Here is an 18,689-nt window from a genome sequence, read left to right as displayed (position 1 = left end):
TTAGTCCTCGGTCTCGGTGCGACCCGCCATCGTCGTGTAGTCCTCCTGCACGACCTCGCCGTTCTGATTCGTGATGCGGCTGCGGATCGTCAGGACGTCGGCGCCGAACTGCCGGCGCAGCGAGTCCAGCCGGATGTGGCAGTACAGCTTGTCGCCGGCCTTGATCGGTCGCAGGAACACCAAACCCTGCTCGACCTGGACGATCTTCTCCTCGGTGATCGGGATGTTGGCGTGCTCGAAGAACGCCATCTGTGCCTGCAGCCCGAAGATGGAGATGAACGTGAGCGGCGCCAGCAGCGCGTCGTGGCCGAGTGCGCGGGCGGCGTCCTCGTCGGTGTAGGCGGCGTCGTCGTTCTGGACGGCCGCGGCGTACTCGCGGATCTTCTCGCGCCCGACCTCGAAGTGATCGGGATACAGGTACGTCAGGCCGACGATGTCCGGGGAGAGCGCCACGACGTCGAACCTAGTGGGCGCGCGCACCGGTCCGCGACGAAGATGCGCGATCCGCGAGCGAAGACGCCGCCGCCGACGAATGATGTCCTCACGGCGTCGAGAACACGGACCGTTGGCGCCGACGCGGTCGAACCGACGGATGGGCAGCCATGGACTCCACGCGGCACGCAACGGACCCGCGCGCGTCACGGATCGGAAAAGGCGACCCGGCGGCGATTGGGACCGGCGATGTGGTGGGTATCACCCCCGGCATGGTGATCACGTCCAATGCGGTGCGCACGCGCTGGCAACAGCGCGGTCCTGCCGACGCACGCACCGCCACGGCACTGCGCCTGATGGTCGACGATTGGATCGCCGACACCTTGGAGGTCAGCGGTGAACGCCGGGCCGACATCCTCGTCACGGTGTGCGAGGCGCTGGCCAACTGCGCCGATCACGCGTACCGCGGCCGCGAGACGCCGGGCCCGATGGTCCTCGACGTCAGCCTCGACGTGCCCACCGCCATGGTCGTCATCTGCGTGACCGACCACGGGACGTGGATCGAACCGGTGCCCGGATCCCCGCGTGGTCAACGCGGCCGCGGCATCGCCTTGATGCATGCGATGGCCGACGACGTGAAGATCGACGGTACCGCTGACGGCACCACCGTCTGCCTGCACTTCAAGCACTGCCGGCTCAAGCCGGAATTCGCTGCCTAGCACCGCACGCCGTCCGGAATGTGACGGATTGCGATCGCCACGTGGCAATCTCGTTTGCTGATGCAGGCCCGGGGTAACCGCATCGCACACTAGTTGCGGAAGGAACCTTTCAGTGAAGAAGACCCGTATCGCAGGCGCCATCGTCGGCGCGGCAGCGCTGTTCGCCGTCTCCCCCCTCGCGCCTGCATCGGCGATCAACAACATCAAGGGTTTCGGCGTCCAGGAGACGCTCAAGGATTTCTACTCGCTGTCGGACTTCAGCAGCGAAATCGGTTACACGGTCAAGAATCTCCGGCCTAGCCGCGACGCCGTCCCCTACCCGCTCGCCGGCCGCCTCTACGAGGCGAACGTCACGACCGACGCGGTCGTCGGCACCGTCACCCCGCAGCCGGGCAACTTCCTCGCCCGCACTCCCGGTGGCGCGGACTACCGCTCGCTGCCGGTGTCCACGCTGAGCGGTGCACCCCTGGGCCAGGGCGGCAGCAACACCGGCAAGCTGTACTTCGACGTCGTCGGCGAGAACCCCGACAGCGTCATCTTCAACGCCAACTTCCAGGACCTGCTCGGCTGGGTGGGCGTGCAACCCATCGATCCCGCCGAGGTCGTGCCCGGCTCGGACACCAGCACCGGCGGTACCGGCGGATCGTCGACGACGACGACCCCCGGCTCCGGCGGCGTCTCGGGCTCGACCGGCCCCAACGAGGCCATGCCGCCGTCGATCAGCAACGGCGTCCAGAACGGCCCCTACGGTCCCGCCGGCGGCACGCCTCCGGTCGGCAACAACTAGCGGCACTTTCCGCCGAAATGACATTCCCTGCGATCGAGCGCACCCGCTGATCGCAGGGAATGTCATTTCGGCGCGGGGGCGCGTCAGGCCGGACGCGTCAGGCCGAGGCCGCGAGCGTCTTGCTGTCCTCGTCGGCGAAGGTCTCCTCGAGATGCAGCGGCGTGTAGTCGACGTCGATCTCGGCGAGCGCGCGGCCCCGGGCACTGCTGATGGTGCCGAACCGCCGCATGCCCTTGTCGGCGGCGTACTGCTGGAATTCGTCCTTGCCGAACCCGAACGGCACCTCGTCGTAGAGGGCGAAGGCCTCCTCGGTGTTGCGCAGCGCCAAGGGGATCAGCTCGTTCATCCTGGCCTCGAAGACGTTCCAGTTCTCGTCATCGGCGGCGACGTGCCGACGGCAGGTGAAGGTGCCCCAGGCCATGTGCCTGCGCTCGTCGTCGCCGATGTGGCGCACCAGCCGCTGCATGCCCGGAAGGATGCCGCGGTCGACGCAAATGCGATGCCACGCATAGTATCCCGTGAGCGCCATCATGCCCTCGATCACATGGTTGTAGGTGACCGACGCCCGCACCTGCGCGGCGGGTGACGGGTCGGTGGCGAGCGCGTCGAGCGACGCGGGCAGTTCGTCGTAGAAGATCTGCCGGTAGGCGGGCAGGTCGTCGAGGTAGTGCTGCAGATCCTCGGTGATGCCCACCGCGTCGAGCCACATCCGGAACACCTGGGTGTGCTTGGCTTCCTCGAAGGCGAACTGCGTCAGGTACATCTCGTCGCCGAGTCGGCCCTCGGCCCGCATCGCCGCCATGAACGGCTGAATGTCCTGCGTCACCGCCTCCTCACCGGCGATGAACTCGGCGCACAGCCTGGTGGCCCAGTCCCTTTCGAGGTTCGACAGTGCCTCCCAGTCGGCGCGGTCGCGGGAGAAGTCGATGTCGGCGGGATCCCAGAACTTCGCGTTGCCGCCGGCGAAGAGCTTGAGCGGCAGACTGTCCCAGTTGAGACCGCCGGCGGCGAGCGAGTCGGACCGTGTCCTCGTCATGAGCGTGACCTTTCGTCGATGGGCTGGGGCTGAGGCAGGGGGGCGAACGCCGCGGCGAGGACCGCGACGTAACGGCGGACGACGAGAGTCGGTTGTTCGGAGGACAACTCGTCGAGGCCGAGGATCGGGTCCATGCCGCGCACGTACGGCGCGAGGGCCAGATGGGGCAGGAGCATGAGCAACAGCGACAGCAGCGTGTCGGTGTCGGCGTCGACACGGAGGTCACCGCGGCGCTTGGCGTCCTCGACCAGTGGCCGCAGCACCTGCAGGTAGTGGTGATGCACGACGGCGCGGACGCTCACGCGCGCATCGGTGTCCACCTCGAAGCTGGACGCGGCGTGCAGCGATCGCTCGCGAGGATGCTCGGCGAAGTAGGCGACCCACTCGTCGAGCAGGTCGGTGAGGAATTCGAAGAACGGCCGGCTCGGATCGAGGTCGCGGATCCGCGCCTCCATGTGCGCACGGACCCGCTGGCTGCCGACGTCGGTGATGTAGGCGTACAGGTCCCGCTTGTCGGCGAAGTACTGGAACAGGCTGCCCTTGGCGACGCCCGCGCGGCGGGCGATGACGTTGAGGCTGCCGCCGGAGAAGCCGTGCGCGGCGAATTCGGCCTCGGCGGCGGCAACCACCGCGGCGCGCCGTTCCCCCGCGAGTCGTGACCACGTGACCGTCGGCATCCGACCTCCTCGTCGGCAATATGACCACTGGTCACAATACTGTGACGGCGGTCACGTCACAAGGGGTCGGGCATCCATCTCGGTCTCGAGCGTGCGCCTAGTGCACGCGATTCGGCCGCCGCGCGTGCGCGACCCCCACGCTCAGCCGCGGTCGGACCAGCGGAACACCGACAGGCAGCCGATGAGCCCGCCCACACTCCACGCGGCGAGCACCAGGAAGATCCGCCCGTGCTCCCACGTCCCCGCGGGTTCGATCGAGACCATCTCGGGAGGCAGCAGCACCGAGCGGAAGCCCTGCGCCATCCACTTCACCGGGAACAGTGATCCGACGACGAGCATCCACGTCGGCAGCACCATCAGCGGGACGTAGGTGCCCGACAGGAACTGCAGGCCGACGGCCGGCCCGTTGGTGATGACGGCCGCCGACACGGCGTTGCTCGCGAGGTTGCTGATGAAGATGCCGAGCAGCGAGCAGCTGACGATGCCGAGCGCGAACACCCAGGACAGGGTGAACCAGCCGTAGGCGTCCGACGGCAGCCGCAGATCGAAGACCAGCACGCCGACGGCCAGCAGGATCACCGCTTCGGCCAGGCTGACGATCGCGACGAGCACGATCTTGCCGATGAAGTAGGACGACGCCGTGGTCGGCGTCCCGCGCAGCCGCCGCAGCGCGCCGGTGTCGCGGTCCGCGGCGATGCTGATGCCGAGGTTGATGAAGGACGTCGACAAGATTCCGTAGGCGAGCATGCTGGCCGCCAGCACGGCACCGGTGCTCACCTGACTGTTGGGCAGCTTCGCCGAGAAGATCGACCCCAGCAGCAAGCAGATGATGGTGGGCATGGAGAACGTGAGCACCATCTGCTCGGGACGCCGGTAGAACATCTTCAGTTCCGGCAGCACGCGCGAGAAGCCGATCCGCACCGCGGACGGCAGTGCCTGCTCACCCGACGCGCGGTGCCGCGGCAGCGCATTGCCGACGCCCATCAGGCGAGGCCGATCAGATGCAGGTAGGCGTCCTCCAGCGTCGGTCGGGTGACCGTCAACTGCTCCAGTTCCCCCGCGGCGCTGCGCCGGCGGATCAGCTCGGTCGGGTGGTCGGTGGTCTCGACGTGGACGACGTCGCCCTCCAGCCAACGGACCGTCGCTGCGGTGTTCACGTGGCCGGTCAGCCGCGCCGGCGAATCGACGGCCACCACCCGACCGCCGGCGATCACCGCGACGCGGTCGGCCAGCGCCGCAGCCTCCTCGAGGTAGTGGGTGGTGAGCAGGATCGTCGTACCGTCCTGCGCCAAGAGCCGGATGAGGTCCCAGAACTGGCGCCGCGCCTCGGGATCGAAACCGGTGGTCGGCTCGTCGAGGAAGACGAGTTCCGGCGTGCCGATGATGCCGAGGGCGACGTCGAGCCGGCGGCGCTGCCCTCCGGAGAGGGCCCGCACCCGCGACCCGGATACCGCACCGAGGCCGACGAGGTCGAGCACCTCGTCCCGATCACGGGTCCGGCCGTAGCAATTGGTGAACATCCCGACGGTCTCACGCACGGTCAGCATGCCGGCGTCACTGACCTCCTGCAGCACGATGCCGATCCGCGCCCGCCACGCGCGGCCCGCGGTTCCGGGATCCTCACCCAGGACGCGCACCTCGCCGGCGTCGCGCCGGCGGTTGCCCTCGAGGATCTCGATCGTCGTGGTCTTCCCGGCTCCGTTCGGACCGAGGATGGCGAACACCTCTCCGCGACCGACGTCGAGGTCGAGGTCGCGCACCGCCTGCGTGCGGCCGTAGGCCTTCGCCAGACCCCGCACGTGGACCGCGGTCGCCGACGCCGGACCGCTCACCGCCACCACGGGGAGGCACCCGCCGTCACGACGTCCCCTCGTCGCTCATGACGTCCCCTCGTCCGCGTCCAGTTCGGCGAGCAGCGCCCGCAGGTCGTCCTCGGACAGCTCGTCGATCAGCTGGTCGAGGTCGTCACCGGTGGACGCCGGTGGCGCGTCCGCGACCGCGGTCGCGTCGCCGTGCACCGCATGCAGTTCCGCGAGCACGCGGTCGGCGACGGAGTCGACGCTCACGCCCTTGAGTATCTCCAGGACCGACATGTCGATCGAGAACGTGGTGTTGATGCGCACCCGGAAGTCCATGGCCATCATCGAGTCGAGCCCGATGTCGTCCAGGACGTCGCCCGGGTCGATGTCGGTGACTGCGCAGTCGAAGACGCCCGCGACGAGCCGCCGGACGTGTTCGGTGACGACCTCGAGGCGCTGTGCGTCCGGTGTGCGGGCCAGCTCGTCGAGGATCGACGTGTCCGCGGCCGCCGACGTCGCCGACGCGTCGGCGACGTCCAATCCGGAGAACATCGCGGGCAGCCGACCACCGAGACCGAGGTGCCGGGCCCGTCCCCAGTCCGCGCTGATCGCGACGACGTGTGGGGTCCGCTGTCCGATGAGTCGGTCGAGGATGAGCGCCCCGGCGGCGGGCGTGATGAGTTCGATGCCCCGTTGCGCGTAGCTCGCCTCGAGGTCGAGTTCCTCCACCATGCCCACCGACCACGGTCCCCAGCCGATGGTGAGTGCCGGGAGTCCGCGAGCGTGGCGGTCGTGGGCGAAGGCGTCGAGGAAGGCGTTCGCGGCGGCGTAGTTTCCCTGTCCCGGGGCCGAGATGACCGAGCCCGCCGATCCGAACAGCACGAAGAAATCGAGATCCTGGCCGCCGAAGACGTCGTCGAGGGCGCGGGTGCCATCGATTTTCGGCTGCAACACCTTTCGGAAGTCGTCCTCGCCGAGGTTCACCAGCAACTGGTCGTGCACCGTACCGGCGGCGTGGACGACACCACGCACGGGACGGCCGTCCTCGCGAGCGTGACGATCCAGCCAGCACCGCAGCTGCTCGACGTCGGTCACGTCGACGCTCGCCGTGGAGACGCGGGCGCCGAGGCGTTCGACGGCGCGGATGGCGTCCACGACCGCGGCCTGGGGATGATCGTCACCCAGGGCGGCCCACTGATCGCGCGGCGGAACGGCGGTCCGTCCCAACAGCACCACGTGCCGGGCGCCACGCTCGGCGAGGAACGTCGCGACGGTGCGGCCGAGCGCCCCCGCGCCGCCGGTGACGACGTAGGTGCCGTCCGGGGCGAGCTTGGTCGGGAAGGGACGCGTCAACGTGGCGCACTGTCGCAGCCGCGGGACCAGGGTCCGGTCGCCGCGCAACGCCACCTGATCCTCACCGCCACCGACGAGGTGGTCGTGGAGCCGCCGTGCGGTTGCGGTGGCGTCGGCGTCGGGGTCGACGTCGACGAGTCCGCCCCAGCGGTCGCCGAATTCCTGGTGACCGATCACCCTCCCGAGGCCCCAGACCGCGGCTTGCTCGACCGCGAGGCGTTCGGTACCGAGCGCGGGTTGCGCGCCGGCGGTCACCAGGTGCAACCGGGGTGAGGCACCGTCCTGCCCGGCGAGCGCCTGCACGAGCCGCAGGACCGTGAGGACGCCGAGATCCTCCGCATCGGCCGCACGGTCCACCACGTCCATCGGCCAGCAGTCGACGACGTCGGTGAGACCGGCACCCGAGTCGAGGTGCGCCGCGATCAATTCGTGGAGGTGGTCGGGACGGCTCGGGTCGATCGCCCAGCCGTCGTCGGTCTCGACGAGGGCGGCGACGTCCTGGTGAGCGACCGTCCGTACGTCGTGTCCGGTACTGCGGAGCCGCTCGGCGACGGCGGCGCCGACCCCGCTGCGATCGGCGAACACCAACCAGGACCGGGCCTCGATCGACATCGGCGGCTCGGCGTCGGCGAGTTCGGGTTCGTGTTCCTGCCAGTCGATCTCGTAGAGACCCTTGTCGATGCGCTCGGGCGACATGCGCGACGACGCGGTGAGTGACTGGACCGTGAAGCCGTCGAACACCGCGAGCAGGTCGCCGTGCTCATCGGTGATGGTGATGTCGGCTTCCACCTCCTCGCGCGTCGCGGTCACGACGTCGACGTGCACGGTCATCGCGGCGGTCGGTGCGCCGTAGACCGCACCGTGGCGGATGCGGGTCGGCAGGTACGGACTGTCGTGGGCGACCTTGCCGAGGAACGGTGCGCCGAAGAGCGTTTGAAACGCCCCGTCGACCAGCGCTGGGTGGAACCGGTACTGGGCGAGGTCGCCGGCGATGGTGGCGGGGACCGTCATCGCGGCGGCGGCCCAGTCCTCCCCCGCCGTCACTTCGGTGATGGGGCGGAAGGCGTCGCCGTAGTCGAAGCCGATCGCGGCGGTGCGGGCGTAGAACTCCTCGCGTCCCGTCGCGGCGACGGGTTCGGAGGCGTCGCCGCGCGGGGTACGGCGAGGGCGGCGCGGCAGCGTGTTGAGTTCCGCGGTCGCCGTGACCGTCCACTTCAGGTCGCCGTCGGCACCGGCGGTGAACGCCGCGAACTCCAGCGTCCCGTCGTCCTGGTTCAACGTCGTCCGCAGAATCGGATCGCAGGTGTCGTCGATGATCAGCGCGCGGTGCAGGACGAGGTCGTGCACGCTGTGGTCCGCGCCGTAACTGGCCTTCGCCGCGGCGAGCGCCATCTCCACGAACACCGCGCCCGGCACCACGACGCTGCCCTGCACGCGGTGATCGCCCAGGAACGGCAGCAGCGCCTGGCTGAGCTCGACCTCCCACGTCGGGTGGATCCCGTGCACGGGTTGACCGAGCAGCGGGTGCACCGGTGCGTAGTGCAGTTCCTCTGCCGCCTCCGGGGTTTCGTTCCAGTAGCGCTTGAGCTGCCACGGATACGACGGCAGCCGCAGGGGCGCCGAGGACGGTCCGGGATGCACCGCGGACCAGTCGACGTCGTGGCCGTGGGCGTGCAGGGCGCCCACGGCGTCGAGGAACGTGCGGAGGTCGTCGTCGTCGCGCCGCTGGCTGGCGAGGACGACGGCCCGTTCGGTGCCCGCGATCTCGAAGATCGACGACGCGAGCACGGGATGCGGGCCGAGTTCGAGGAAGTGGGTGAAGCCGTCGTCCAGCATGCGGCGCACGGCCGGTTCGAACAGCACCGTCGCCCGGGTGTTCTGCCACCAGTACGCAGCACCGGCCGAATACCCGTCGAGCCGTTCACCGGTGACCGTGGAATAGAGCGGTGTCGCAGCGGCTTTCGAGGACAGTCCCTCGAACGCGGCGAAGAGGTCGTCCTTCACCGCGTCCATGTAGTGCGTGTGGTACGGCACCTTCCCGGTGAGGAAGCGGTGGAAGACACCCGCCTCCTCGAGCTGGTGGGCGATGTCGGCGAGGACGTCGCCGTCGCCGGCGATCGCGATGGCCGAGGGACCGTTGATGGCCGCGATCGACACGCGGTGACCGATCTCGGCGCGGGCCGAGTCGTCGAGCGCCTGCGGCAGCGCTTCGGCGCCCAGGCCGACCGCAAGCATGCGTCCTAGTCCGCGGGTGCGCTGCTGCAGTCGGCTGCGGTGGTAGATGACCTCGATCGCCTGCTCGAAGGTGAGCAGTCCGGCGAGGTGGTGGGCGGCGACCTCGCCCGCGCTGTGGCCGACGACGCCGTCGGGGACGAGGCCGAAGTCGCGCAGCTGCTCGGCGAGCGCCACCTGGATGGCGAAGTTGGCCGGTTGCGCGACGTCGGTCTCGGTCATCCGCGATGCGGATTCGTCGCGGCGCAGCTCCTCGATCAGCGACCAGTCGGCGTGCCGGGACAGCTCGTGGTCGCTGCGGAGGATGCTCTCGGTGAAGGTCGGCAGGACGTCGAGCAGTCCGCGGCACATGCGCCACCACTGCGGTCCCATCCCGGTGCAGACGAACGCGAGCTTGGGATCCGCGGACCCGTTGCGACTCAACGCGATCCGCTCGCCGTCGGCGAGCGCACGGAGCTGGTCCGCTGCGTCGCGAAGATCCGCCGCGACCAGGGTGCGGCGGTGGCTGAGGTGGGTCCGCCGCCGGCTCAGCGTGTGCGCGAGGATTCGTAGCTCGGTGTCCGGGTGGGCGTCGACGTGGTCGGCGAGCCGGCGTGCCGAGGCGACGAGCGCCTCCTCGCTGCGTGCGGACAGCGGCAGCAGGGTCAGCGGCAGTCCGTCCGTCGCGTCCGGCGCGGGCACGGGTTGCGGCGGCTCGGCGAGGACGACGTGGGCGTTGGTGCCGCCGAAGCCGAAGGAGTTGACCCCGGCCAGACGGCGCGCGACGTCGGGGAACGCGCGGCCGCTGCGCGGGACGTCGATGCCGAGGTCCTCGAACGCGACCGCGGGTTCGTTCAGGTGCAGGTGCGCCGGAATGTAGCCGTGCTCGAGCACCAGCGCGGCCTTCATCAGGCCCGCCACACCGGCACCGGCCTCGAGGTGCCCGATGTTGGTCTTCACCGAGCCGACCAGCAGGGGTCGATCGGCCGGTCGCTCGGCCGCCAGCGCGTTGGCAAGGGCCCGGAGTTCCACCGGGTCGCCCACCGGTGTCCCGGTGCCGTGTGCCTCGACGTAGGCGATGTCGGCGGGCTGCACGCCGGCGCGACGCAGCGCGGAGGTGATCGCCGTCTCCTGCGCCTCCTCGCGCGGCACGGTGATGCCGTCGGTGTGGCCGTCCTGCGACACCGCGGTCCCGAGAATCTGGGCGTAGATGCGGTCGCCGTCGCGCACGGCGTCCTCGAGCGGCTTGACGACCACGACCGCTCCGCCCTCGCCGCGGGCGTAGCCGTCGGCCGACGCGTCGAAGGCCTTGCAGCGGCCGTCGGGGCTGAGGAATCCGCTCTTCGATTCGGCGATGGCCGTATTCGGTCCCACCATGACGTTGACGCCGCCCGCCAGTGCGAGCCGGCATTCGCCGTTCCAGATGCTCTGCGCGGCGAGGTGTACCGCCACCAGCGAGCTGGAGCAGGCGGTGTCGACGGTCATGCTGGGTCCGCGGAAGTCGAACGCGAAGGAGATGCGGTTCGCCAGCATCGTCATCATCATTCCGGTCGCGGAGTGCGACTTGAAGCGGTAGCGGCTGGTCCGTCCCTGGTTCTGCAGCAGCTGGTAGTCGAGGGTGAAGCCCCCGACGAACACGCCGACGTCGGTGCCCGCCAACGCATCGACGGGAATGCCGCCGTCCTCGAACGCCTCCCACGTGGCCTGCAGGAGCAAGCGCTGCTGCGGATCGATCGAATGCGCCTCGCGAGGGGAGATGCCGAAGAACTGCGGATCGAACTGGTCGATGTCGTCGAGGAATCCTCCTCGCCGCGTGGCCATCTTTCCGACCTTCTTCGGGCTCGGGTCGTGATATCTGGCGGCGTTCCAGCGAGATTCGGGCACCACGCGGGTGGCGTCGGTGCCGCTGCACAGCAGCTCCCAGTAGTCCGCCGCAGAGCCGACGCCGCCCGGGAGGCGACAGCCCATCCCGACGATCGCCAGCGGCGCGTGCGTGTCCCGTTCCGTCATCGAGGCCGGTCTCACGTCAGCTTGAGTTCGGGGGCGGTCGAGAGGATCCACTCCCTGCTGACCGGATTGACCGCCTGCTCCTGGCGGTAGACCGAACGCAGGTCGCGCAGCAGCGCGTCGGTCTGCCATGCCTGCACCTGGCGCATCGCGTCGTCGTCGTCGAACAGTTCGGCCTTGTCCGCCAGGACGGTGTCGGTGAGCTGTCCGGCCAGCTGCCGCAGCAACCGGGCATTGGCGTCGAATTGGTCGAGGAACGTCGCGGACGTGCCCATCATCGCGGTGTGCAGGGCCACCATGAAGTTCAGCGGCGCGTACAGGTCGACGAACGGGACGTCGGACACCCCGCGCTCCACGGCCGCCCACTCGCGGAAGAAGCGCTGCACGCGGTTGCTCAGGGCGATCAGGCCGTCGAGGTAGGGCACCACCGCGGGGTCGTCGGCGACGGTCACGAATCGCCCGTTGCCGTACAGGAATCCGACGAATCCCCAGTAGAAGGCGACGTCCCAGATGATCTTGGCGGCCATCACCGTCGGCGTCCCCATCAGGGAGTACTGGCCCTGGTAGATGTTCAGCCACATGTCGGCCAGCGAGCGGAACATGGAGTCGCTGACGCCGGCCCGGGCCGTGACGTCCTCGCCGTCGAGGTCGCGGACCACCATGTCGGTGATGAGCCCGTTGCCGATCGCGACCAGGTCGAGACCCGAAGAGTAGAGCGGGTCCAGGAAGATGCCGGCGTCGCCGGTGATGCACCAGCGCCGATCGCCGTCGAAGACCTTCGTCGCGGCATGGCTGTAGTGCTTCATCACGCGGAAGTCCTTGATGAGGTGCTCGTGTTCCGTCAGCACCGCCGCGCACTGTGGTTCGTGCTCGGCCAGCCAGGCGCGCGCCTTCTCCAGCGTGTTGAAGCCGTCGAAGGCGTGGAAGCGCGGGTCGGCCACGATGCCGACGCTGGTGGCGCCCGAGGCGAGGCGGATGAGCCACACCCAATAGCCCTCGCCCATCAGGTGATTGGTGGACAGGGCGCGGTCGCCCTCGATCAGCCGTCCCTGCCACTGCGGGTCGTCGCTCCAGCCGCCGACGTCGATCTCGGTCGCCACCCGCAACCACGCTGCGTTGCAGTCGTGATCGGTGGTTCGCCGCAGACCGAGTTGCCGGCCGAGGATGCGGTTGCGCCCCGAGGCGTCGACGACCCAGCGTGCGGTGGTGGTCGACACGGCGTCGTCGTGCTGAAACGAGACGGTGTGCGCCGCTGCGCCGGAACCGAACTCGACGGAGCGGACGCGGCCGGTGCGGATGTCGACACCCGCGGCGCGGCACCGGAGGCTCAGTTCGTTCTCCAGCCTGCCGCGATCGATCTGGTAGGTCACCTGCGGCACGAAACAGGAGCTGCCGAGTTCCATGCGGCTGGCGATGTCGGTGTTGTCATCGTGAGTGAAGAACATCCGCAGGCCCATCTTGCGGATCTGCGCCGTGCTGAGGTGATCTCCCAAACCGAGTCGGTCCCGCAGGTAGTGGGCCGACACCTCGACGGTCGATTCGCCGACGGTGTGGGTCATCTCGGCGACCGGGTGCGGATGCGGCTCGATGATGCACACGCGCGTGTCGCGCCGCGCCGTGCGCAGTTCGAGCGCCAGCGTCAGGGCCGCAGCGCCGCCGCCGATGACGACGACGTCGTGCTCGGCGCCGATCTCGTGCTCGGTGGCGACGGTCTCGGGTGCGGCGAGCTGGCGACGAATCCGGCGGGCGAGCGCTTCGCGTGCGTCCAGATCCAGGTGCGACAGCTGTGTTCGGACGTCCACGTGCTTTCCTCCCCGGGGTGATCCCGTGTTCTCGACGCTACCGGAATGCGGTGCGCCGACCGGCGTGCCGGTGTCGGTCGGTGATGGGGTGCTCATCGCCGCGTCCCGCTCTCGCCCACGGGACTGTCGGTGGGGCCGGCGGCATGCCCCATGTTCTCGGCGGACCGGTGCCTGCCGTAGACGATCTCGAAGATCGGGCTGGCCATCAGCGTGGTGACGATGGCGACGAGAACGAGGATCGTGAACAGGGTGGGCGTGATGATGCCGGCCTGCAGTCCGATGTTGAGCAGGATGAGTTCGATGAGCCCGCGGGCGTTCATCAGCGAGCCGAGGGCGATCGCTTCGCGCGTCGGGACCTTCTTCCAGCGCGCAGCCACCGTGCAGGCCACGAACTTTCCGGCGATCGACACCACCAGCAGGCCGGCGAACACCGCCCACAGTCCGACGCTGTCGACCAGACCGATCTGGGTGTTGAGGCCGGAGAAGACGAAGAACAGGGGCAGCAGGAACGTGGTGACCAGCGGCTCCAGCATGTCGGTGAGCCGTTTCGCGAAGACGCCGGACGGCATCGCGACGCCGAGGATGAAGGCGCCGAAGATGGCGTGGATGCCGATGGTGTCGGTGAGGAAGGCACAGGCCATCAGCGCGATGAGGACGGCGCTCAGCATCGGCGGGGTGATGGCGTTCCGGCGTTCCGCCATCGGGCCGAGGACGCGCAGTCCGCGCCGCCCGGCGGTGAGCACCAGGACGCCGTAGAGCAGGCCGCCGCCGACGGCGAGCAGCGCCGTGGTCGAATTTCCCTGGTTCAGGGCGAGGACCACGGCGAGGATGCACCACGAGATCGCGTCGTCGGTCGCGCCGCAGGCCAAGGCCAGCGTGCCGAGCGGCGTTCCGGACAGGCGCTTCTCGAAGATGATGCGGGCGAGCATGGGGAAGGCCGTCGTCGCGATCGACGCGCCCATGAACAGCATGGCCATGAGCAGCGTCGTGCCGTCGCCGAAGAACTCGGCGCTGCCCAGCAGGGGCACGGCCACCAATGCGCCGAGCGCCAACGGGACGAGGATGCCCGCGGCCGACACCGCGGCGGCGGTCCCGGCGCGGTGCCGGACGAGGTCGACGTCGAAGTTCAAGCCAATCAGGAACATGTAGAGGACCAGGCCGACCTGAGCCATCGTGTAGAGGACCGTGTTGGCGTCCCCGCTCGGAAAGAGCTGATCCTGCACTCCCGGTGCGAGCTGCCCCAGCAGCGACGGGCCGAGCAGGACGCCGGCGATCATCTCGCCGACGACCTGGGGTTGGCCGAGACGCTTCGCGATCAGTCCGACGATGCGGCACGCGAGCAGGATGACGGCGAGTTCACCGAAGAAGTGGACGGCGGTGGCGGCGTGCACGGGTCAGCGTCCGTTCCGTCGTGTCGCCGCCGACCCGATCCGCGGCGTCCTCACGCGTAGCAGCACGTTCGTAATGTAGCCATGCACTCCGATCATGACGACGCCGGCGGGAGTCCGCGGAGGTTTCGTCATCGACTGGTCACGGACCGTCGCGGTGCGCCTGTTCAGGTGCGCGGCCAGCCCGCCATGACCGTGGCGGCGACGGCACGCAGTTCGGCGCGGCCGGCACCGTCACGGGCTCGGGTGGACAGCCCGTTGATGACGACGACGAGGTACTCGGCGAGCGTCTCCGGATCCGCCGTCGCGGGCAGGTCGCCCTCGTCGATCGCCCGCGCGAGCCGCTTGGCGATCACGGCGCGGCCGTCGTCGCGGCGGTGTACCAGCAGCGGGTCCATGTTGACCAGACACCCGGTCGGCTGACCGCGCTTCGTGCAGTCCACGATCGCGGCGTCGAGCAGGCAGGACGCGAAGTCGTAGGCGGTCGGCTCCGACATCGCCAGCAGCAGCGGCGTCCCCGGGCGCCGTGCGTAGAGATCGACGGCCTCGTCGTAGAGGTCGCGCTTGCTGCCGAAGGCCGCGTAGAGACTGGGCGAGGAGATGCCCATCGCCGTGGTCAGGTGATTGATGGACGTGCGGTCGTATCCGCCGCACTCCCAGAACGCGCGCATCGCGGCCTCGAGGGCGCGGCTGCGATCGAACTCCCGGGGGCGGCCCACCTCCCGCAGTCTAGACCTGCGCAAAGGCACGCGACGGTTGAGGAAATCGCCGTCGCCCACGGGGCCTGGCGACAGCCCAGTCCCACCTGTCGGGATGCCGCGCACCAAGGAACCCCGTCCGGTCCTCCCCGCACCTAGCATCTCGACCGTGTCCTCCACGCCTGCGGGCCAGACCGCTCCGGTCATCCGGCGCCACCCCCTTCGATTCGCGGTCGTCACGGCCGGGCTGACGTTGTTCGCGGCCGTCGGCTGCGGCAGCGACGACGCATCGAAGGCCGCTGAATCCAGCTCTGGCTCCAGCAGCTCCTCGGCATCCAGCGGTGCGGCCGCCGAATCGGCAGGCGTCGACTGCACCGCAGTCGACGTTCCCCTCACCGACATTCCCTCCGGTGACGGTGAGCCGATGCTGAGCATCCCTCAGCCGCCGGGCTGGGAGCCCAGCGACGAGGTGACGAACGAGATGATTCCGTTCGCGATGGTCAACGCCGACCTCGTCAGCGAGGGCTTCGCGCCCACGGCCGTGGTGACCCGGGAGTCGGTCGACGGCAAGGTCCCGGCCGAGGACGTATTCGAGTCGAATCGCAGCACGCTCACGGCGGCCGGCGGCGCGGACCTGCAGACGACGCAGACGACCGTGTGTGGGCAGCCTGCCGAACGCGTCGAGTACACCTGCCCGCCCACCGGTCAGGTGGGTCCCCGTCCGTGCCGTCTGCTCAACGTCGTCGCACCGACCGGTGATCGCACGTTCCTGATCACCGTCACGGTGCAGACCACCGATCCGGCGAATCCGACCTATCAGCAGGACAGCTCGGCGATCCTCGACGGCTTCCAGGTGACGCCGCCGGCCTCGTGATCGAGAGGCCGTCCGCATCACGCGGCGGCCTTCGCTACTGCGCGTTGGCCTCTTCGTAGGCCGTGCGAACCTCGGAGGAAATCCGGCCGCGCGGGCTCACGGAATACCCGTTCTCACTCGCCCAGGCCCGGATGGCCGAGAGATCCTCCGATGCCGACTTCTTGTTTCCCCGACCCCTCTTGGAGCGGGTGGCACGCGGCCGTTCATCACCCGAAATCCTTTCCGCGGCCTTCACGTAGGGACTCAGAGCCTTCTCGAATTTCGACGCGTTCTGCGCCGAGAGATCAATGCGGTAGGCAACGCCACGAATCGAGAATTCGACGGTTTCACCGCCCTCGGTGATATCCGTTCCGTCGATGTCGTCGATGACCTGGCGGATCACGCGTTCTGCCATTTCTTCCCTTTCGGCATCCGCCCCCGAAGCCGAGACTTTACCGTCCATCGGAACTTAATCCCGACAGGGAATGCGACATCGTCGATGACGGTCCAATGGTCATTTCCTGAGGTCAACTAACGAGAACGCCGCGCACGCCGGAAATTCACCGCATTCCTGACGCGGCATACTGAGGTCATCGATCGACGGCACCGCTCGCGACCGCGTCCGGGTCGCCGAGATACACGTCGCCGAGACACAGAGGAGTTCGCATGCCTGCACCGTCCCCCGCCACCTTCGCGCGGCTCGCCGACCTCATCGCCATCCCCGACGCGTCGGCGCGGCCGACCCGTTCGGTCATCGAGGTGTTCACGGGCAAGGAGCTGACGACCGTCCCGATCGGCACCGCGCAGGACGCGAAGGACGCCATCGCCCGCGCCCGCGCGGCGCAGCGGTCGTGGGCGGAGCTGCCCGTGGACGAGCGGGCCGCCATCTTCCACCGCTATCGCGACCTGGTGCTGAAGAACCTCGACGCGCTGATGGACATGGCGCAGGCCGAGACCGGCAAGTCGCGCGGTGCCGCGCAGGAGGAGATCCTCGACATCGCCATGACGGCGCGTCACTACGCACGCGTGGCGCCCAAATTGCTGCGGCCGCAACGGGTGAGCGGCATGCTGCCGGTGCTCACCAAGACCGTCGTGCGCTACCAGCCCAAGGGCGTCGTCGGCGTGATCGCGCCGTGGAACTATCCGATGACACTGGCCGTCTCCGACGCGATCGCGGCCCTGCTCGCCGGCAACGCCGTCGTGCTGAAGCCGGACAGCCAGACGCCGTACTGCGCACTCGCCTGCGTCGAGCTGCTGTACGAGGCGGGCCTGCCGCGCGACCTGTTCGCCGTGGTGCCCGGACAGGGCTCCGTCGTGGGCACGGCCCTGGTGGAGAACACCGACTACCTCATGTTCACCGGGTCGACCGCCACCGGGTCGCTCCTCGCCGAGCAGGCCGGCCGCCGTCTCATCGGGTTCTCCGCCGAACTGGGCGGCAAGAATCCCATGATCGTGGCCGCCGGGGCCAATCTGCGCGAGGTCGCCGACGCCGCCGTGCGGGCGTGCTTCGCCAACTCCGGCCAGCTCTGCATCTCCATCGAACGCATCTACGTCGAGGAACCGATCGCGGCGGAGTTCACCCGCATCTTCGGCGAGCGCGTCCGCGCCATGACGCTGCGCGGCGGCTACGAGTTCGGCGTGGAGATGGGCAGCCTGATCTCCGAAGACCAGGTGAAGGCGGTGTCCAGTCACGTCGACGACGCCGTCGCCAAGGGTGCGACCGTCGTCGCCGGGGGAAGGGCCCGGCCCGACCTCGGGCCCCTGTTCTACGAACCCACGGTGCTCACCAACGTGCCCGAGGACGCCGAGTGCTATCGCGACGAGACCTTCGGGCCGCTCGTCTCCATCTATCCGGTCGCCACCATCGACGAGGCCGTCGCCCGCGCCAACGACACCGACTACGGCTTGAATGCCAGCGTGTGGGCTGCGAGCAAGCGCGCGGGCGAGGAGATCGCCGCGCGCATCCACGCCGGCACGGTGAACGTCGACGAGGGCTACGCCCCCACCTGGGGCAGCACCGGCGCCCCGATGGGCGGCATGGGCGTGTCCGGCATGGGCCGCCGCCACGGCCCCGAGGGCCTCGTCAAGTACACCGAGCCGCAGACCATCGCCACCACGCGCATCCTCAATCTCGGTGGCCCGCGCGGACTTCCGCCCAAGCTGTGGGCGAAGGTCATGCCGCCGTTCGTCAAGGCGCTGCAGTACCTGCCGGGCCGCTGACGGTTCGCCTCAGCGCAGCGGGATGTCGGTCCGCGCGGCACGCTCCTCGTCGCTGCGCGGGCCGAACAGGCGGCGTTGCGCCTCGTCGATCGGGACGTCGTTGATGCTCGCCTCGCGCCGGCGCATCAACCCGTGCTCGTCGAACTCCCACAGTTCGTTGCCGTAGCTGCGCCACCACTGACCCGAGACGTCGCGGCACTCGTACTGGAAGCGGACGGCGATGCGGTCCTCCGAATGGCTCCACAGGGACTTGCGCAGCGCGTAGTCCCGCTCGCGCTCCCACTTGGCCGTGAGGAACTCGACGATCGCGGCACGGCCGGTGACGAACTGGTCGCGGTTCCGCCAGACGCTGTCGACGGTGTAGGCGAGGCTGACGCGGTGCGGGTCGCAGGTGTTCCACGCGTCCTCGGCCGCCTGCACCTTCTGCAGCGCGCCGTCGCGGTCAAAGGGGGGCAGCGGTGGTCGGGGTTCGTTCATGCGGTCCTCGCGTGCAGCAGACGTCCGTCGTGGTCGATGCCCGCCGGTGACCCGGGTGGGCCCGTTCATCATCGCCGACGTCGCCGCCGCGCCCAAGGCCTCGGACCCGATCGGTGCCATCGGCGGACGCGATGAATCGACGACGCACGTGACCGCAACCCGTTACGCAGCCGTCGCGACTTCGTCACCCCACCCGGTCCGTCGAGTCAGGCTCGTCGCCTACCATTCAC

15 protein-coding genes are annotated in these 18,689 nt (G+C 69.2%); 4 read left to right on the top strand and 11 right to left on the bottom strand.

Annotation, left to right across the window (positions count from 1 at the left end):
* Window positions 1–453 (bottom strand): (3R)-hydroxyacyl-ACP dehydratase subunit HadA, encoded by a 453-nt coding sequence (gene hadA / locus FZ046_RS07205; RefSeq protein ID WP_070351993.1) that lies wholly within the window; start codon window positions 451–453, stop codon window positions 1–3.
* Between the two features lie 251 nt (window positions 454–704).
* On the opposite strand from hadA, the gene FZ046_RS07200 reads away from it, so the two are divergent.
* Both FZ046_RS07200 and FZ046_RS07195 read left to right on the top strand, forming a co-directional pair.
* Window positions 705–1,151, top strand: a complete 447-nt coding sequence (locus FZ046_RS07200; RefSeq protein WP_070352025.1) for an ATP-binding protein — start codon at window positions 705–707, stop codon at window positions 1,149–1,151.
* 112 nt (window positions 1,152–1,263) lie between these two features.
* Complete coding sequence (locus FZ046_RS07195; protein WP_070351992.1) at window positions 1,264–1,938, top strand: DUF1942 domain-containing protein; 675 nt, start codon at window positions 1,264–1,266, stop codon at window positions 1,936–1,938.
* A 97-nt stretch (window positions 1,939–2,035) separates the two neighbouring features.
* Here the strand turns inward: FZ046_RS07195 and FZ046_RS07190 are convergent, their stop codons facing one another.
* The 8 genes from FZ046_RS07190 to FZ046_RS27305 all read right to left on the bottom strand — a co-directional run bounded on the left by FZ046_RS07190 (window position 2,036) and on the right by FZ046_RS27305 (window position 14,930).
* A complete protein-coding gene (locus tag FZ046_RS07190; RefSeq protein WP_070351991.1) occupies window positions 2,036–2,974 on the bottom strand; it encodes a R2-like ligand-binding oxidase in 939 nt (312 codons plus the stop codon).
* Window positions 2,971–3,651 (bottom strand): TetR/AcrR family transcriptional regulator, encoded by a 681-nt coding sequence (locus FZ046_RS07185; protein WP_070351990.1) that lies wholly within the window; start codon window positions 3,649–3,651, stop codon window positions 2,971–2,973. Before FZ046_RS07185 ends, FZ046_RS07190 begins: the two co-directional genes overlap by 4 nt.
* Before the next feature lie 141 nt (window positions 3,652–3,792).
* Window positions 3,793–4,635 carry an ABC transporter permease gene (locus FZ046_RS07180; RefSeq protein ID WP_070351989.1) on the bottom strand — a complete coding sequence of 281 codons (843 nt, stop codon included), beginning with the start codon at window positions 4,633–4,635 and terminating at the stop codon, window positions 3,793–3,795.
* The gene (locus FZ046_RS07175; protein WP_070352024.1) at window positions 4,635–5,483 is read right to left on the bottom strand and encodes an ABC transporter ATP-binding protein; all 849 of its coding nucleotides are present in this window, start codon (window positions 5,481–5,483) and stop codon (window positions 4,635–4,637) included. The genes FZ046_RS07180 and FZ046_RS07175 overlap by 1 nt, the downstream gene beginning before the upstream one ends.
* Window positions 5,484–5,528: 45 nt before the next feature.
* Complete coding sequence (locus FZ046_RS07170) at window positions 5,529–11,024, bottom strand: type I polyketide synthase (RefSeq protein ID WP_070352023.1); 5,496 nt, start codon at window positions 11,022–11,024, stop codon at window positions 5,529–5,531.
* A gap of 11 nt (window positions 11,025–11,035) precedes the next feature.
* A complete protein-coding gene (locus FZ046_RS07165) occupies window positions 11,036–12,823 on the bottom strand; it encodes an NAD(P)/FAD-dependent oxidoreductase (RefSeq protein ID WP_070351988.1) in 1,788 nt (595 codons plus the stop codon).
* Window positions 12,824–12,915: 92 nt separating this feature from the next.
* Window positions 12,916–14,214 (bottom strand): cation:proton antiporter, encoded by a 1,299-nt coding sequence (locus FZ046_RS07160; protein ID WP_083298054.1) that lies wholly within the window; start codon window positions 14,212–14,214, stop codon window positions 12,916–12,918.
* A gap of 164 nt (window positions 14,215–14,378) precedes the next feature.
* Window positions 14,379–14,930, bottom strand: a complete 552-nt coding sequence (locus FZ046_RS27305; protein ID WP_170292408.1) for a TetR/AcrR family transcriptional regulator — start codon at window positions 14,928–14,930, stop codon at window positions 14,379–14,381.
* A gap of 148 nt (window positions 14,931–15,078) precedes the next feature.
* Between FZ046_RS27305 and FZ046_RS07150 the strand changes: the two genes are divergently transcribed.
* Window positions 15,079–15,783, top strand: coding sequence for an LpqN/LpqT family lipoprotein (locus tag FZ046_RS07150; protein WP_170292407.1), 705 nt, complete (start codon window positions 15,079–15,081; stop codon window positions 15,781–15,783).
* Between the two features lie 34 nt (window positions 15,784–15,817).
* Here FZ046_RS07150 and FZ046_RS07145 read toward each other — a convergent pair whose 3' ends face one another.
* Window positions 15,818–16,225, bottom strand: coding sequence for a histone-like nucleoid-structuring protein Lsr2 (locus FZ046_RS07145; RefSeq protein WP_246182921.1), 408 nt, complete (start codon window positions 16,223–16,225; stop codon window positions 15,818–15,820).
* Window positions 16,226–16,428: 203 nt separating this feature from the next.
* Between FZ046_RS07145 and FZ046_RS07140 the strand changes: the two genes are divergently transcribed.
* Complete coding sequence (locus tag FZ046_RS07140) at window positions 16,429–17,982, top strand: succinic semialdehyde dehydrogenase (protein ID WP_070351987.1); 1,554 nt, start codon at window positions 16,429–16,431, stop codon at window positions 17,980–17,982.
* 9 nt (window positions 17,983–17,991) lie between these two features.
* On the opposite strand, the gene FZ046_RS07135 is transcribed toward FZ046_RS07140, so the two are convergent.
* Complete coding sequence (locus FZ046_RS07135; protein ID WP_070352019.1) at window positions 17,992–18,459, bottom strand: nuclear transport factor 2 family protein; 468 nt, start codon at window positions 18,457–18,459, stop codon at window positions 17,992–17,994.
* Between the last annotated feature and the right edge of the window lie 230 nt (window positions 18,460–18,689).

Origin of the sequence: Mycolicibacterium grossiae (assembly GCF_008329645.1) — a bacterium.
GTDB lineage: Bacteria > Actinomycetota > Actinomycetes > Mycobacteriales > Mycobacteriaceae > Mycobacterium > Mycobacterium grossiae.
The sequence above is the reverse complement of the archived record's forward strand: the minus strand, read 5'-3'. Positions and strand labels throughout refer to the sequence as shown.

What these genes read in the sequence shown, in the direction of transcription:
- FZ046_RS07140 (WP_070351987.1), top strand. Translation starts at nt 16,429, where the DNA reads ATGCCTGCACCGTCCCCCGCCACCTTCGCGCGGCTCGCCGACCTCATC.
- FZ046_RS07145 (WP_246182921.1), bottom strand. Translation starts at nt 16,225, where the DNA reads ATGGACGGTAAAGTCTCGGCTTCGGGGGCGGATGCCGAAAGGGAAGAA.
- FZ046_RS07180 (WP_070351989.1), bottom strand. Translation starts at nt 4,635, where the DNA reads ATGGGCGTCGGCAATGCGCTGCCGCGGCACCGCGCGTCGGGTGAGCAG.
- FZ046_RS07200 (WP_070352025.1), top strand. Translation starts at nt 705, where the DNA reads ATGGTGATCACGTCCAATGCGGTGCGCACGCGCTGGCAACAGCGCGGT.
- FZ046_RS07135 (WP_070352019.1), bottom strand. Translation starts at nt 18,459, where the DNA reads ATGAACGAACCCCGACCACCGCTGCCCCCCTTTGACCGCGACGGCGCG.
- FZ046_RS07170 (WP_070352023.1), bottom strand. Translation starts at nt 11,024, where the DNA reads ATGACGGAACGGGACACGCACGCGCCGCTGGCGATCGTCGGGATGGGC.
- FZ046_RS07185 (WP_070351990.1), bottom strand. Translation starts at nt 3,651, where the DNA reads ATGCCGACGGTCACGTGGTCACGACTCGCGGGGGAACGGCGCGCCGCG.
- FZ046_RS07190 (WP_070351991.1), bottom strand. Translation starts at nt 2,974, where the DNA reads ATGACGAGGACACGGTCCGACTCGCTCGCCGCCGGCGGTCTCAACTGG.